Origin of the sequence: Pontiella sulfatireligans, assembly GCF_900890705.1 — a bacterium.
GTDB lineage: Bacteria > Verrucomicrobiota > Kiritimatiellia > Kiritimatiellales > Pontiellaceae > Pontiella > Pontiella sulfatireligans.
Genome location: NZ_CAAHFH010000001.1, coordinates 450,057 through 465,559, shown reverse-complemented (window position 1 = coordinate 465,559; position 15,503 = coordinate 450,057). Strand labels below are relative to the sequence as shown.

Genomic DNA, 15,503 nt, shown 5'->3' with positions numbered 1-15,503 from the left:
TTACTTCCCGCTTTTCCATAGCTTGATTTGTTTCACGTCATTTTCTGATACAGGTCCCTGCGTACTGCGTCCGCGCTTAACGTCCGCTTCCAACTGTTTCAGAAGACGCTCTGCGACTTCAGGGTGCGAGGCATAAAGGTTGGTGGTTTCGCCGGGGTCATTCTCCAAATCATAGAGCTGCGCTTCGGGGGCATCTGCCGAGGCATCTGCTTCTTTCGGAGCCGTCCAGCCGCCGGAACCTTTAGCCAGGCACAGCTTCCATTTTCCCAGCCGGTAAGCAAAGTGCCCACTTATCGAATGATGAATGATACCGGACCGGGTCGAAACAATCGGCTTGCCCGACAACGCGGGCAGAAAGCTGACACTGTCTTCGCCTGCCGTATCCGGCAGTTTGACCCCGACAAGATCGGCGCAAGTCGCCATCAAGTCGGTCAGGCAGATGGTTTGATCGCTCTGGGTTCCCGCTTTAATACCCGCCGGCCAGCGCAGGATAAATGGGACCCGATGACCGCCGTCCCAGAGATCGGCTTTTGAGCCACGGAACTGTGCACTGGGATAGTGTCCTTTTGCTTCCAGCGCCGGAATGCCTGCCGCTTTGGAACAGCCGTTATCGCTTGAGATGATAATGAGCGTATTTTCCGCGAGCCCCGCGGCATCGACGGCCTCTATAATTTCGCCAATCACCGAATCGGTCTGCATCACGTAATCGCCATACTGGCCGAGCGGACTTTTGCCCTGCCATTCTGGGGATGGGACAATCGGCGTATGCGGAGACGGCAAGGCAATATACGTAAAGAAAGGCTGTGAATCTTTCTGCTGGTGAATGTATGCAACGGCTTTCTCCGCCAAATCAGGCAACACATTTACCGCCTCGAAATCTGCCTGCGCAGGTCCCTTGCGTTTAAAGGCTTTTATCGTCGTGCATTCGCCGACAAAATGGTCGTTCTCGATGTAGATGTAGGGAGGCATATCGAGTGAGGCGGAAATGCCGTAGTAGTAGTCAAAACCAAGATCATAGGGCCCTCCTGAAACCGGCCCCTTCCAGTCTACCTGATGCTGGGCTTTGCCGTTTTTCGTAAAGTTCATACCGAGGTGCCACTTGCCGATCATCGCGGTGTTATATTCCTGTGCCTTGAGTAGACTTGCGACGGTCATGCGATGGGTCGGGATAAGCGGTGCACCGAAGCCATTGAGCACTCCCGACTGGCGTTCACTGCGCCAATTGTAGCGCCCGGTCATTAAACCGTAACGCGACGGCGTGCAGACCGAGGAACTGGTGTGCGCATCCGTAAACACCATGCCCTCTGCTGCCAGTTGATCCATATTTGGCGTGGCAATTTTCCCGTGTTCGGGATTCAAACACTGCACATCGCCATAGCCCATATCATCGGCATAAATGAAAACAATATTTGGCTTCGTTTCCGCCGCAAACCCGATGCTCGAAACGGCCAACAGGCTAACCAATAAATTCTTCCTTTTACTCATCTACACTCTCTTTCTTAGTATCTTAAAAACCAATAATACGCTCGGCACGGATCGACTTACTGCCCGCTTTTCCAAAGTTTAATTTTCTCTACATCGTTTTTTGAAGGCAACCCTTCCGTACTGCGTCCACTCATCACATCTTCTTCCAACTGTTTCAGCAACCGCTCGACAACCTCCGGATGGCTTTCATACAGATTGGTGGTTTCGCCGGGGTCATTTTCCATGTCGTAGAGCTGAGCCACGGGAACCCTCTTTGGGGCTTCTTTTTCCGTGGGAGAACTCCAGCCGCCGGAACCTTTGGCAAGTAAAAGTTTCCATTTGCCTTGGCGGTAAGCGAAGTGCCCCTTGATCGAATGATGGATCACGCCATTACGCGTCGAAACAATCGGCTTTCCTGACAGGGCCGGCAGAAAACTGACGCTGTCTTCCGCACTGCCTGCGGGCAGAGGTCTGCCGGTCAGCTCAGAAAACGTGGCAAAAAAATCGGTCAGGCAAATCAATTGATCCGACGACGACCCCTCTGCCACCTTTCCAGGCCAGCGCACCACGAAAGGAACGCGATGTCCGCCATCCCACAAATCCGATTTAGAACCGCGCATGCCCGCGCTCACTTTGTGCCCCTGCTTTGCGAGTTGAGGAATGTTTGCCGCCTTAGAGCAACCATTGTCGCTGCTGAAGATGACCAGCGTGTTATCCGCCAAACCATTCCGGTCCAATGCATCGATAATCGCGCCGACTCCGGCATCGGTCTGCATCACGAAATCGGCATAGGCACCGAGCCCGCTTTTACCCTGCCATTCCAGCGACGGAACAATCGGCGTGTGCGGCGAACCGAACGGCACGTAGAGAAAAAATGGGATGTCTTTTTCGGCCGCACGCGCATCAATATATTCAACCGCTTTGCGAGTCAGACGGGGCAGCATATTGATTTCATCGTCGCGAGCGATAACCTTGTTGTTCTCAATGACGCCTTTCATATCTCTAGCATGATGGAACCCGTGATAATACTCGAAGCCACGATTAGCCGGACCATCGGGGATAGTGGATCCAATAGGGGCATTTTTTTTTGATTTCTTGAGCGCAACCCCTGAAGTCGGATCCAAATAATCAAAATTGAGGTGCCACTTGCCGATAATCGCAGTGTGGTAGCCTTGCGCCTTCAGGAAGCTTGCCACCGTCGGGCGGTCTTCAGCAATCAGGTCAGGCGCGAAACCCTGAACTACTCCGCTTTGCAATTTTGTGCGCCAGCTATAGCGGCCCGTCATCAATCCGTATCGCGTCGGGGTACAAACCGATGAACCGGAATGCGCATCAGTAAAGATCATGCCCTCGCTCGCCAGCTGATCGACACACGGGGTTTTAATTTTTCCATACTCCGGGTTCAGGCACTGCACATCGCCATAGCCCAGATCGTCGCAAAGAATGAAAACAATATTCGGGTTTGATCCCGCCGCAAACCCAACGTTAGAAATGGCCAGCAGGCCGATCATTAAATTCATCGGACATCTCTTCATACTACGCACTCCTAATCTCTTCCAATGGTTGGAAAACCGGCTCATAGAGCCGATGCTACATCTCGTCGGCAGTGACGACGCCGTCACCGTTTTTGTCAAAGGCGTTATCGAACTGCCGCTCATAAATGGTCGCAAACTCTTCGCGAGTCAGCTGACCGTTTGCATCCCGGTCCGCGCCTTTAAACGAGGCGTGGGTATGCTCATCCGGGGTAAGAAGCCCATCCTTGTTTTTATCCTTCCGCTCGAATCCGGCAGCAAAGAAATCGACGTACTCCGCTTTAGTGACCTGCCCGTCTTTATTGGCGTCCTTTTCCAGCAATACGGCAGAGGATTTCGCATTTTTTGCCGGTTTCTTGGGCTTTTGAGTGGCGGGTTTGCTGTCCCCTGCTAGGATCGCGGTTTTTGAATAGGGCTTTTTTCCAACCTCTGGATAACTGCGCATAAAATTATTTTCATCAATCACGTTGATGTAATAATGCGTCGTGCCCTCGGGTAGCTCCGCCGATACGGTTGCACCGGACAAGACCGTTGCAGGCGCCCGGAACCACTCTTCGTAGCGATCGCCGCCGTTGAGAGTATAGATCAGGTCGGCCCGCACCACCTTGGCCCCGTTTTCTTGAACGGCGAATTCAACCTCGTCCTTATTCTGCTGATGGGAAAGAACAGAACACGCTTTCTCTTTATTCGGCAGATCCCCCCTAAAATCGGGATTGTAAAAAGGATAACTGGCCTTCATTTCGGTCAGCATGTCCGTCAGCTTCCGGTTCATTGCCTGGGTTTTTTCCGGCATGGCTGCGGCCAGGTTTTTGGCCTCTTCAATATCGACTCGCTCCTGCTTGCCCCCTTTCGTTTTATACAACTGAAAGAGTTCAAGCTCCGGGGTTTCATCATTATTCACATGGTCGTAGTTCCGGATCAGCTTGTAATCGCCGATGCGGATGGTGCTTTCCTTGGCGCTTCCATGCGGGAAATGCCACATCATGGTATCACGCACCGAGCCATCCGCCTCTTTGACCAACGCGGGATTGGTCGGATCGTTGAGCAGCAGCTCGGAAATATCCAAGCCGTCCAGATTCTTTCCGACGGGATTATCCGAACCGATCAGCCCCAGAATGGTCGGATAAAAGTCGAGTCCGTTCACCATCACATCCGACTGCACGCCTCGGGGGATTCCGGGGCCGGTGATGATCAGCGGCACGCGCGTGCCACCTTCCATTGCGGAAATCTTACCGCGAGCCAGCGGCGCATTATCGGTATAGCGTTCTTTCCCGCTTCCCTCCATGCCGCCATTATCCGACGTAAAGATGATATAGATGTTTTCACTGAGCGTATGTCCCGGCCAGCGCGGATCTTCGGTGGTTTCCAAATACTGAAAAACCTGCCCCACATAATAGTCGAGCGATTCCACCATGGCGCAGTAGTAGGGATTCAGCTGCCCCGGGACTTCTTTCGTATTGGTGTGCTTCGGATCAACCCCCAGCTTTTCCACATACTTGTTCAACAGCGCTTCATTGCGCGTCATGATCGGGGCATGCACCAGCCAGGTGGCGTAATACAGAAAGAACGGTTTATCCTGATTCTCGCGGATAAACGTCAGCGCATCTTCATTGTTCTGATGAAATGGGAATCCGTTTTCATCCAGCCGATAGGGATCGTCGGGATCTGTTGTCGCAAAGCCGGTTAAGCGGTCTTTCATGCCTGAATGGGCTCCGCGATCAGAACGCGTATAATCGAACCCGACATCTTCCGGCTGCGGGAAGGCATGATGTTCAATGGCAATATGCCACTTGCCTGCATGGCCAGTTACATAGCCATTTTGCTTCATCGCTCTTGCCAGCGTAAAGGTATCGGCCGGCATCCGGCCACTATACCATGGATCAATCATTCGCCCACCCCCGGAATTGGGCGGCGCACCGCCGACCACATGCGTTTTCTGTGCCAGGGCCGGATGATTTCCACTCATAATCGCACAGCGCGAGGGTGCACAGGTCGGGGCCGGTGAATAGGCCTGCCAAAACAGGACCCCTTTTTTCGAAAGTGCATCAATGTTCGGCGTCTCCACCGGCGACGGCTCATCAATGTCGTAGCATTTCACATCCTGCCAGCCGAGATCATCGGTCAACAGCAATAGGATATTTGGTTTCGCCGGACGTTCGGCATAGGCACAAGCGGAGGCTATCAGGCCAAACAGGAGGAGAGACTTTATTTTTAACATCTGATTTTTCCCGGTCACTGACATCAGTGGTTTACATGAAGAGCACATAAATTTGCCCCCGCAAAAACTCCGGGGGCAATACCTATCGCGAAGCGTTCTGCTACAGCATGAAACGGCGACGAATAAACAGCACCGAAGCACCGGCCGCAACAACCAGTCCCAGCGTCGCCGGTTCCGGAATGACGGTGAGTGTTCCCGTGCTCTCCGCAAACTCGTAGTCAACGCCGTTCTCATTGATGCTCCAGACCCCAGAGGAGGCTTCCGTGAACGCGCCGTTCGCGCTGCTCGTCAGTTTAAAACGCAGCGCGTAGTCTTCATCGAGAGTATCCACGGCCACGAGAAGCCATGACTCGCCCACCGTGGTTCCGGCTGCGCCAAGATCAAGAAGGAACTCATTATTAAGAGATAGAGTTCCCGATCCCAATATACTGTTATTAACCCCATCGGTACCAATAGTGAAAGACATCGCTCCGCCTTTGATTAAATTCAAAGTGCTCCCCGCGTTTACCGTGGTTTTACCTGTATAGGTATTGTCACCCCGAAACGCCGTGACGCCGGCGCCTGAGATAGTAATATCCCTGGAACCCGTTATTACAGAATAAAAGGATAACTCCCCTGTGCCGTTGTGAGTGATGTCCAAATCACTGACAAGATTGACGGTCCCGAGACTAACAACCTCTCCATATATTCCGATCGCCTTATCTCCAGTGGCCAAAGCATCGACCGTCAGCGTGGAATTTCCCGAATCAGCAGAAAAGGTTAGATTACGAGCAAGCTCACCTGAGTTGAGTCCAATTTGGGTGAGCCCGACATTCGTATCCGTAAACTCGAGTGATCTAATCGTGGCAGCGGAGCGGAGATACTGATTTAACTGAGTAGTGCCAGCTATCTTAATGTCCGCCGTGGTATCGTTAATTTTCACTAGCCCGGTGCCATTATTGGGATCCCAATTTTCACCACGATCCCACCTGCCATCAATTTCACCATCCCAAGTGAGAGTACCCGCCTGCGCGACACCCGCCATCAGCACGGCGATTCCTACTGCCCATACTATTTTCTTCATTTTCTATTCCTTTTCTTAAGTTAGACATGCCCGTGCCAGCACGGGCATGCCCTATTGATTATTGGCTAAATGCGGTTAGTCCTTTTGAACTTTCAATTGGATGAACTTCGCACTCGGGGTGGCCTCGGTACGATTGGTCACCGTCTTATAATTGTTAGCGGTGGCCGACTCACCCACGAAGGAGACATCGTTCGTATCCGGTGCAGTGGTTACCAGATTGTCCGTGGCACCCAGTGTGAAGGTCAGCGAGGCATCATCGGTACGCTGATCGGAGAAATGGTAGAAATAGTCCGTTCCCCCATCATCTTCCGTGTAGGTTTTCGGAGAAACCACGGCTGCATCGTCGTTGGTCGGGTTTCCACCGAGGGCGTATTCCATCAGATTATCGAGCCCGTCGGGTTCCACATCCGTTTCCGGAAGCAAGTCATCGCCAACCAGACCAAAGCCTTCAATCCAAGCATCGAAACCCACTTCTGCCACCAGCTTGTGCAGCGCGAAAATAAGGTCTTTGTCGTTGGCGGTTTCGTCGAACGGCGCTTTCACCCCGAAGCCTGATTGATACAGCATGTATCCATCTGCATATTCATCCACACTGCCATCCGATGTCTTCCAGTTCAGAATATGGTTGGAATTTTCGTACACCCATTCAACCTCGATTCCGTAGGAACCTGCCGGCAAGGTAATGTCGGAAAAATCGATCTTGTAGAAGTTGCCGTTCGTCATCGTCTCGGACGACAAAACAACCGCGTCGACCCACAGCGGAACATTGTTGGACAGCCCATCATCGAGTCCGACAATCCACAGGTCCAGCTCATGGATACTATTGCCGTTGAAACTTGCATCCGCCCCGGACTGGATGGTAATCGCCGACAAGGTGGTTTCCGACGCAAGGGCGAAGGATTGCCCTGGAACCCGGATTCCGAGGCCGCTCACATTTCGCATCAGTATATTTGCACTGTTGGTGGTATCCATGCTGGCTACAATATCGTCGCCCGTCGGGAACACCGTGCCCATATCCACCCACTCGGCATCCGAGCGGGAATGGATCGCAAAGCGCAGGCCGGATCCGGCCGTAGTAGCGGCCGCAAAGGGGAGCTCCGCCCCTGCGCCATTGAGGCGCGAGCCAGCATCGTAATCGCTTGCATCCGTCGTTCTGAACAAGGTCATATCATGGGTGGCATCGGCTGTTGTCCAAGCCAACTGAAATGCATAGTCGCCCGGCGGAAGGGTGACGTCGGAAGTTAAATCGAACGTGAGATGGGTTTTTCCAAATTCTTTGCCCGCCATATCGAAAAACTCGAAGGCATAAGCCGCTCCGGGCGTATCGTTTGTGTATTCCCCCAACCACAGCTTGATTTCGTGCGTACTGTCGGCATCAAAACTTTCTATACTATTAATCCAAACACTCAGCCGCGAAACCGTGGTCGTCGACCCTTCCGGGATCGTGAACGTCTGCCCGGCGGAAGTCGTATTTTCACCCGTGTGTCTCAATCTTTGGACGGTCCCACCCACTGTGTTGGTGTAGGCCGTGAGGTTGAAAACCGGGAAATCATCCACTGTAATGAATGTTCCATAGATCTTTTCACCGACCGTCGCGGACAGCGTTATGAAATTTGTTCCACTTGCGCCTCCACCTGTTTCGGCCCAGGCAATGGTCACAAGTCCAGTGGCCGTCTCGCCGAATGCCAGAGCGGCGACCGTATTATCAAATTTGAACGCCAATTCGGTCGTCTCATTCGTCAGCGTTTGCGGCGTTGCAGAAACTACGGTAAACGCGTTGGCATCCGATTGATCAGAAATGGTAATGGTTACATCGAGGTTCGTGCTGGATGTGTGGACCGCGTCAACCGTACCGGTGGTTGAGCCAGCCCCAGTGGCATGGTACATCGACAGTTCGGAAGGCGTTACCAAATCGACGGTGAGGTCACCAATTACCGAAATCTGACTACTTTCAAGCGTCTCAAAGACGAAGGAAAAAGCATTTCCATCAGCCAACGTTCCAGAAATAGTTCCAGCCGCCTCCTGGATGACGCCGTTCACGTCGTAGGTCAATCCAGTACTTGTATTAGACAATACATCGATAATCATGTGAGCAGAGTCCGATAATGAGACATGGGTATCAAACTGATCCAAGTTGTTGAATAGTCCACCCGACAGATTAATTAGCGGAGCAGCAGCACCCCCTCCTGTGAAGATGTTGCCCACGCTCGAATCATCTTGCGAGAAATTAAATGTTCCGCCCGAAATGGTTACATCCCCATCTCTAATCATTCGTATACCATAAATGGCGCCGTCGCCCGTTTCTGTTGCGTTAAAAGTTCCGCCAGAAATAGTAAGGCTATCTTGATGGTCATTCATACGAGTTAGAGTTGCGTCGCCAACGCCAGACTCGACGACGTTCATTGTTCCGCCAGAGATGTTGACTACTGCGTCAAGGCTGTCTGAGTAAACGCCAATCACGTTTCCAGCGTTTGTATTTGTGGCGGAAAGCGAGCCCCCGGTCATGGTAAACCCGACTGGGGCGGTATCAAGCGATGCGAGATATCCGTTGAGACTGACGCCATCTGCCGACACACCAATGCTGCTTGCGACATCGGAAACGATGACTGCTGCGTATGAATTGATCGATGCAACCGCTGAAATCATGCATGCGATTAGATATATATTCCTTTTCTTCATCTCTCTCTCCTGTTTACTTTGGTTTGGTTGTACTGTGGGTTCATCCCGTAACCTTCCCGATTTCGTAACCTAATTTACACCCCATTAAAAGTTTTCCTATCCCGCGTTTACGGGATGCCCCAAAAACCGCGTAAAACCATTCTTTCACGTGCTTTTGACCGATAAACCATAAACGTATTCAATCAAATCCGCGTTTTTATGGATAAAATCGTCCAGCGGAGTACGCCATGCGGTCGAGATGCGGGGTCTGGCAGAAGGTTTTGCCATGTTTACTCATATCGCCATTTTTTTAGGATACCGGGCGGATTTTCGGGACGGAGACGAATTTCTTAAATAAGACTCAAAGGACACAAAAAACCATTTAGTGCCCCTTCGTGTTCTTGGCGCCTTTGTGTTCCTATTTTTCCGTTCACTCGAAAATTCGTACTTTTCCGAAAAGCCGTAGCTTGCAATTCCAATTGCGAGTTTTCAAAAACAAGCCTGGGGAGGTTAAATCGTGGAAACGACGCCCTCGTCGCTTTTCCCGCAGCTCTGCGACAGCTCGAACGGAACGCGACGAGGGCGTCTACGACCGCTCAACCGAATGGCGGGGGTCACGGCCCTCGCCCGACACCAAGCCTCACCAACCCCATCCATAAAAAAGCCTACCCAGACCGCGAGGTCCGAGTAGGCTTATGCTAGGTATTAATCCCGTTGGTTAGTCTTACGGAGCTTGCTGAACTTCCAGCTCAATGAACTGAACCGACTTATCAGTGATGTAGCGGTTGGTGACCGTTTCATAACTTCCAACGGCCGTGCCCATATTCACCTCATCCTGCGAGTTGGTCGCGAGACCGATTTGGTATATTAGATTCTCGGTATCAATCAGGTCATAGGTCAGGCTCCGCTTGACATAGTCCGAGCGGCGATCATGCACATACTCGAAGTAGTTCGTGCTGCCTTCAGCTACGGTATTGACCGATTCCTTGGAACCGGCATCTTCAGCCGTCGGATCCATACCCAATGCATATTCCATCAGGTTATCGTATCCATCGCCCAATCCACTATTCTCGGGGTCCGCACCGCGAAGCGCGGCTGGACCACTCAGTCCATACCCACCGACCCAGGCTTCGTAGGTGCCTGGATCTCCGGACCGGAGGTGGAACACGATGTCCCATGCCCCGGCGCCTTCACCATCGGTCACGCCATAGAACGGGAACATCTCGTTGCTCTTGTTGAGACGCAGGTGGTTTCCATCAAAACTTCCCCCGACGTCGCCCACCCCGCGGTCAACTCCAATGACCAGGGCTGCCGGTTCAATCGTATTCCAGCGGAGCGCCCAGCCATAGCGGGTATCCGCAGCCAGCGTGATGTCCGGCAGATCGATCATATAGAGGTCGTCGTCATTATACGTGCCGGGGAACACACCCGTGCCCGTAAAGACGAGCTCGGGATCCGGAAAGGTCGTGGCCACATTGGTTGTGCTCAGGTCGCCCAGGACCGCGTTGATCTTCCATAGTTCCAGCTTCAACAAGGCACCGGCCGGAATGACGGGCGTATTGTCCGTCGATAGGTTGATCAGAATATTATCGAGCGGGAAACTACCACCGTCCGTGTCAAAGAACATGCCAAAGGCTTTATCATTCACGATACCCGTGGTGGTTGCCACTTGATCCTGATCGGAACCGGCACTTAAGAGCAGATGGCGGTTATTCCCCGTGAACCGGTTTAAGCTGCCTCCCTCGTTTGAACCAATCTCAATACCGTTGGTCTCCGCAAAGGAGGCTCCGTTTGCAACAAACGAATAACTGACAGTGCCATCAGGCGTGATCGTCACGTCGACTTCTGAAGTCAGCGTACTTGCACCAGCCTTGGCCGTAATCTCAATCGTCAGGACCACATCGGAGACGAGGTTGGAGATTTCGCTGATACTCGCCAGGTCGATGAAGACCACATTTTCGTCTACGTTGTCCTTCCAGGTCCAGGCGGTATTGACCAGATCCACCAGTTCAACCACATTTAACGCTTCTCCACTGTTATCGACGGGAACGTTCACGGTAAACGGCTCATTGATGTAGCTGAAGAAGCCGGATTCGGTGAAGTCCGTAGCCTGATTCGTCACAGCGGACGGTACACCCGTTTTGGTGGTATAGATGGCACGCGCCGTGTTGGCGGCATGATTGTCATAGGCCGTGAATTCGAGCTTGTCGTCTGCGGCATTCCGCACCGCCAATTCAACCGAATCGGCGCCCGCGTACTGGAACGCAACCCGCAGGCGGTCGTTCGGCGTGCTCATGGAGCGATCCGTCACCGGGCCGGCCAGAGTAAACTTGGAATAAACCACATCCAGCGACACTTCGGTAATGTTGGTCACGCCAGAACCGACAGCCGTCCATTCCACGGACAATGTGGAATTGGTGGCGTCGCCGTTGTTCACAAGATCGCCGGGGTTGATGTAGGTCACTGTGATGGTTTCCGCCGGATTCCCCGCATTCAGGGTAGTGCCGGAAAGCACTACACCAAAGTCGGCAACATCCGTGAGCGTTGAAATAATTTCCACATCATTCGATACGACGCCCGTGAAGAAGCTGGCGTTCAAAGATCCGTTCGTGGAGGTCTCGGGATCGACCAGGATCAGCGACAGCGCGGCGGGGTCGATCCCCACGACGGAGTGGACAGGGATACGAGCGGTGATGCCCACGTTGTCCATAATGGTAGCATTGGCTGCAGTGGTATTAGGCGTGCCGCCCGTCCAGGCCAGCTCGAAGACCGCGGTTCCGCCCGGACCGAGATCACGGTCGGGTATGCCGGTCAGATCGACATCAAAGTCTTCCCAGGTATCTTGAGCGGCAATCGTTCCGGTTGCCACGACGCCGGTGCTGATGGTTCCGGACAAGACGGAGAGCGTCCAGTCATTCTGTGCGGTACTGTTATTATACAGCGCATCGAAATGGAATGAATCCAGAATGGTTCTGTTTCCGGTAGCGCTCAGTGTGAATTGGATTTGGTATGTCCGGTTTCTGAAATTCTTGATCGCGGAAGTCTCGTTGATATCGATCGAAGGAACAGCCAGCGTTCCCCAGGTGCCGTCCACGCTTCCTTCGGCATCCGAAACTCTAGGAGAGTCAGTGCCGACGGCAGATCCGATGGCGCCATTGGTTACCGAATTCGGGCTATATGCCTTATCGGGCCACACGTTCCAGCCGATGATCAGCTCCGGCGATGAAGGTTGCGGGCCTGTTGGAACCACATAATAGGTCACATCCAGCGCCACATCGGTGGTGTTGGTGATCAAAGAACCGGCCGCGGTCCAGGTGATGGTCAGCGTGGCGCTGTCTGAATTGCCATTGTCCACCAGGTCACCGGTGTTATTGTAGGTCACGGTAATGGTTTCATTGGTATTAAGAGACGTCAGTGTGGTTCCGTCCTTATCGGCGGTGAAGTCGGCATCGTCCGTCACGGTTGAAATGATTTCAATATCGTTCGCCGATGAACCGAAAACGATGGATGCATCGATGGTTCCGTTGGTGGAAACCTCGGGATCATTCATCGTCATGGAAAGCGAGCTGGGATCGACTGCGAGGGTGGAATTGGCAAGCGCCATGTTTCCGGCAACCGTAGTACTGGACGCTCTCCAAGCACCCCCCACGCCTGCAATCTCAACACTCTGCACGCTGCTCGATGCCGTCATCACATGCAGGTCGACGGCGTTGGCCAGATGGCCTAGAAATTGTGGTACTCCCGCATTCGCATCCAGCCAGGTATTGGCTATGCCATTGGCCGCAACGCTGCCAGAGTCACTACCGCCGCCTGCGCCACCGACTGTAATTCTTTGCAATGACAAACCCGTAATATCGCTTTCAAGCATGTTTCCGCCGTTGGCATTGAAATTAACCACCGCAGGACTGTGTATGGTGGCTGCCTCGCCTGGGTAAAACTGGCTTGAGGCGCCGCCGGTACCGTCAATACCCCAATTGGTTTCATCATATGCGACGACGTTCGTTCCCTTTCCGTCCGCGGCCGGGAAGGTCGAGATATCATACGACACATTAAAGGTCGCGAGCCCGTCCGGCCCGGTAATCGCTGTACTAGTCACCGTCACATTGGTGCCCAGGATATCGCCCGCTGTATTACCCACGAATTTGAACGCCTTGCTAAAGGGCTCCGCCTGCGTTGACATCACAGCCGCGCACAATAGGCCCGCCATGATGGTGGTTAATTTTTTAATTCCTATCCTCATCTTTTAATCCTCCGTTAGGGTTTAACTACTTGACCACCGGACAAAGCACAGACCTTATCCCGATTGTTAAGACTCATTTACTCCCATCTAAAAGTTGTATATCCCCGTTTAGGGGTAATGGATTCGATCCATTTGAGGCGAGGAGTGCTCGTATACCGCTCCGTTTATTCATCACGTTCCTCCTGCTTCCTTTGATTTGATCGATGGGGCAGGCATCTGCCTTCCCCGATTCACAATGCAAACTACAACAGACTGAAAGTTTGTATATCCCGTGTTTACAGGATACCTGCCGAGGATACCTGCCGATCCCGTTTCGCGTAGGATACCAACCAGTAGAAAACGTTAATCGACTCCCCCGAAAACCATGCTATAAACAGAATATGTATCGAACACTGACCATACTCATGACCGTCTTGTTAGTTGACACCGCAACGGCGGACTCGTTGAAAAACAGGTCCCTGTCCGGTTTGGAACAGCGGCTGCTCGAAATCGACACCCACCTATCACAATTGGCCAATTATGGTTTGGGTACCGGAATCGGAGCCATCGGGTATCGTTCAACCGCCCATGAAACCGATAACCATTCAGAATGGATCGAAATCGACTTTGGCAAAATTGTTCCCCTCAACGAAGTCATGCTCGTGCCCGCTATCCGGCGCGACACGGGCAGCAGATTTCAGGCTGACGGATTTCCCCTGCATTTCCGTTTGGTTGCCGGAACCGATGAAGAGCGCGAAGGCCAGGTTGTTGCCGAATACACCGACATGGATAAGGTACTCCCCCGCATCGCCCCGTTTGCCATACCGTGTGGAGGCATCTTGGCATCCTGGATCAGGATCGAAGCCGAACAACTTTCCCTGCGGGCATTCGACGACCTCTACGTTTTTCAGCTCTCGGAAATCCTCGCATTCAGCAGCGAGGCAAACGTCGCGCTGCATAAACCGGCGAAAGCGTCATCGAATATGAATATCGAAAACCCCGGCTGGGACGCTCGGTATGTGGTGGATGGATTCATGCCCTATCTAATGGATGCGGCCGAGGGCAACCAAAGCGTAGCCTACTTAAGCCCGCCAGACATCGACCCCACACCCTCCCTTATGATTGATCTCGGGCAAAGCTTCCCGCTTTCCCGCGTACACCTGCATGTGGTTGACCAGAGCGACACCCTGCCCCAGGCTTTTCTCGGCGACTTCGGCATACCCAAGCACATGCGTATTGAAGGGGCAAACAGCTCCGACTTTTCGGATGCCAAACCGTTGCTCGACCTGCGTCCTGAAACCATCTACGACATGGGACCCATTATGATGCTTGCCTTTCCGGAAACCACCGTTCGCTACCTGCGCTTCAAGGTCCTCGAGCCGACCCCCACCGCTCTCTATGGAGGAATCGCCCCACGAATGGGTTTTGCGGAAATCGAGGTTTTTTCCAAGGGAAGGAACATTGCGCTAAACAAACCGGTCAGCACCTCCTTCAAATTATCAGCCCCGGATCGACCATTATCCAACCTCACGGATGGCCTGAATATTTATGGTTCCATTCTGCCCATTCGCGAATGGCTAACCCAGCTAGCCACACGCCACGAGTTCGAAGCCGAACGTCCCCGGATTTCAGAGGAGTTGAACCAGCGGTATACCCGCCAAAAGAAAAACCTAACCCGTATGAGTTGGCTGGCCGTGCTGCTCGCCAGCGGAACCATCATCACCATGCTCGTCGACCGCATCATTCGGCAACGTGCAATCTATCGAACCCGCGAACGCATTGCGGCCGACCTGCACGACGAACTGGGTGCCAATATCCACGCCATTGGCCTGCTTGGCGACCTCGCCCAGGCCGCCAAGAATTCTCCCGAAAAGATCGATAAACTTCTTCAACGTATGCGGGCGCTCACCGAACGTACCGGTGCGGCCGCCCGCCACTGCACCAACCTGCTCGAAGCCCAAGGACTCTACGAAGACCTCGTAGAGGATATGCGCCGAACCTCTGCTCGCATCATGGCCGACCTCGACCACACGATTTCCTTCGACGGAGAAGAGGTACTGAAAAGACTCAAGCCCCGCAAGCGCATCGACCTCTTCCTGTTCTACAAGGAATGCCTCATTAATGTTCTCCGGCACTCCGGCGCCACCCGGGTGACCACGCAACTGACCGCAAACAGCAAAGAGCTGGATTTAACCATCACCGACAACGGCCACGGCCTGATTGGTGAAATCCCGTCCTCCCTCAAGCGACGCGCGCGGTTGCTCGGGGCGCAGATGTCGAGCGAAAAATCGGAAACAGGCGGAACACGCATTTGCTTATCACTTAAACTGAAAAAATTCGGAGTTTAGA

The 15,503-nt window shown here is 53.0% G+C and carries 7 protein-coding genes; 1 reads left to right on the top strand and 6 read right to left on the bottom strand.

The features are described 5' to 3' along the window. From SCARR_RS01810 to SCARR_RS01785, 6 genes are all read right to left on the bottom strand, one after another. Positions 1 to 1,485: a sulfatase family protein gene (locus SCARR_RS01810; RefSeq protein ID WP_136059819.1), complete on the bottom strand. Its 1,485-nt coding sequence runs from the start codon at positions 1,483 to 1,485 to the stop codon at positions 1 to 3. Between the two features lie 56 nt (positions 1,486 to 1,541). Then, entirely contained in the window at positions 1,542 to 2,999 is a 1,458-nt protein-coding gene (locus SCARR_RS01805) for a sulfatase family protein (RefSeq protein WP_222846134.1), read from the bottom strand. Positions 3,000 to 3,054: 55 nt separating this feature from the next. Continuing rightward, positions 3,055 to 5,214 (bottom strand): sulfatase-like hydrolase/transferase, encoded by a 2,160-nt coding sequence (locus SCARR_RS01800; protein WP_136059818.1) that lies wholly within the window; start codon positions 5,212 to 5,214, stop codon positions 3,055 to 3,057. Positions 5,215 to 5,314: 100 nt separating this feature from the next. After that, a complete protein-coding gene (locus SCARR_RS01795; protein ID WP_136059817.1) occupies positions 5,315 to 6,277 on the bottom strand; it encodes a PEP-CTERM sorting domain-containing protein in 963 nt (320 codons plus the stop codon). 75 nt (positions 6,278 to 6,352) lie between these two features. Further along, the gene (locus SCARR_RS01790) at positions 6,353 to 8,956 is read right to left on the bottom strand and encodes an autotransporter outer membrane beta-barrel domain-containing protein (RefSeq protein ID WP_136059816.1); all 2,604 of its coding nucleotides are present in this window, start codon (positions 8,954 to 8,956) and stop codon (positions 6,353 to 6,355) included. A gap of 703 nt (positions 8,957 to 9,659) precedes the next feature. After that, positions 9,660 to 13,175 (bottom strand): beta strand repeat-containing protein, encoded by a 3,516-nt coding sequence (locus SCARR_RS01785; RefSeq protein WP_136059815.1) that lies wholly within the window; start codon positions 13,173 to 13,175, stop codon positions 9,660 to 9,662. Positions 13,176 to 13,618: 443 nt separating this feature from the next. Here SCARR_RS01785 and SCARR_RS01780 point away from each other — a divergent pair, with 443 nt between their 5' ends. Next, positions 13,619 to 15,502 carry a histidine kinase gene (locus tag SCARR_RS01780; RefSeq protein WP_168432896.1) on the top strand — a complete coding sequence of 628 codons (1,884 nt, stop codon included), beginning with the start codon at positions 13,619 to 13,621 and terminating at the stop codon, positions 15,500 to 15,502. The last annotated feature ends 1 nt before the right edge of the window (position 15,503 follow it).

Bases quoted from the DNA above. Each gene is read 5' to 3' on its own strand.
- SCARR_RS01810 (WP_136059819.1), bottom strand. From the start codon at position 1,485: ATGAGTAAAAGGAAGAATTTATTGGTTAGCCTGTTGGCCGTTTCGAGC.
- SCARR_RS01795 (WP_136059817.1), bottom strand. From the start codon at position 6,277: ATGAAGAAAATAGTATGGGCAGTAGGAATCGCCGTGCTGATGGCGGGT.
- SCARR_RS01805 (WP_222846134.1), bottom strand. From the start codon at position 2,999: ATGAAGAGATGTCCGATGAATTTAATGATCGGCCTGCTGGCCATTTCT.
- SCARR_RS01800 (WP_136059818.1), bottom strand. From the start codon at position 5,214: ATGTTAAAAATAAAGTCTCTCCTCCTGTTTGGCCTGATAGCCTCCGCT.
- SCARR_RS01785 (WP_136059815.1), bottom strand. From the start codon at position 13,175: ATGAGGATAGGAATTAAAAAATTAACCACCATCATGGCGGGCCTATTG.
- SCARR_RS01790 (WP_136059816.1), bottom strand. From the start codon at position 8,956: ATGAAGAAAAGGAATATATATCTAATCGCATGCATGATTTCAGCGGTT.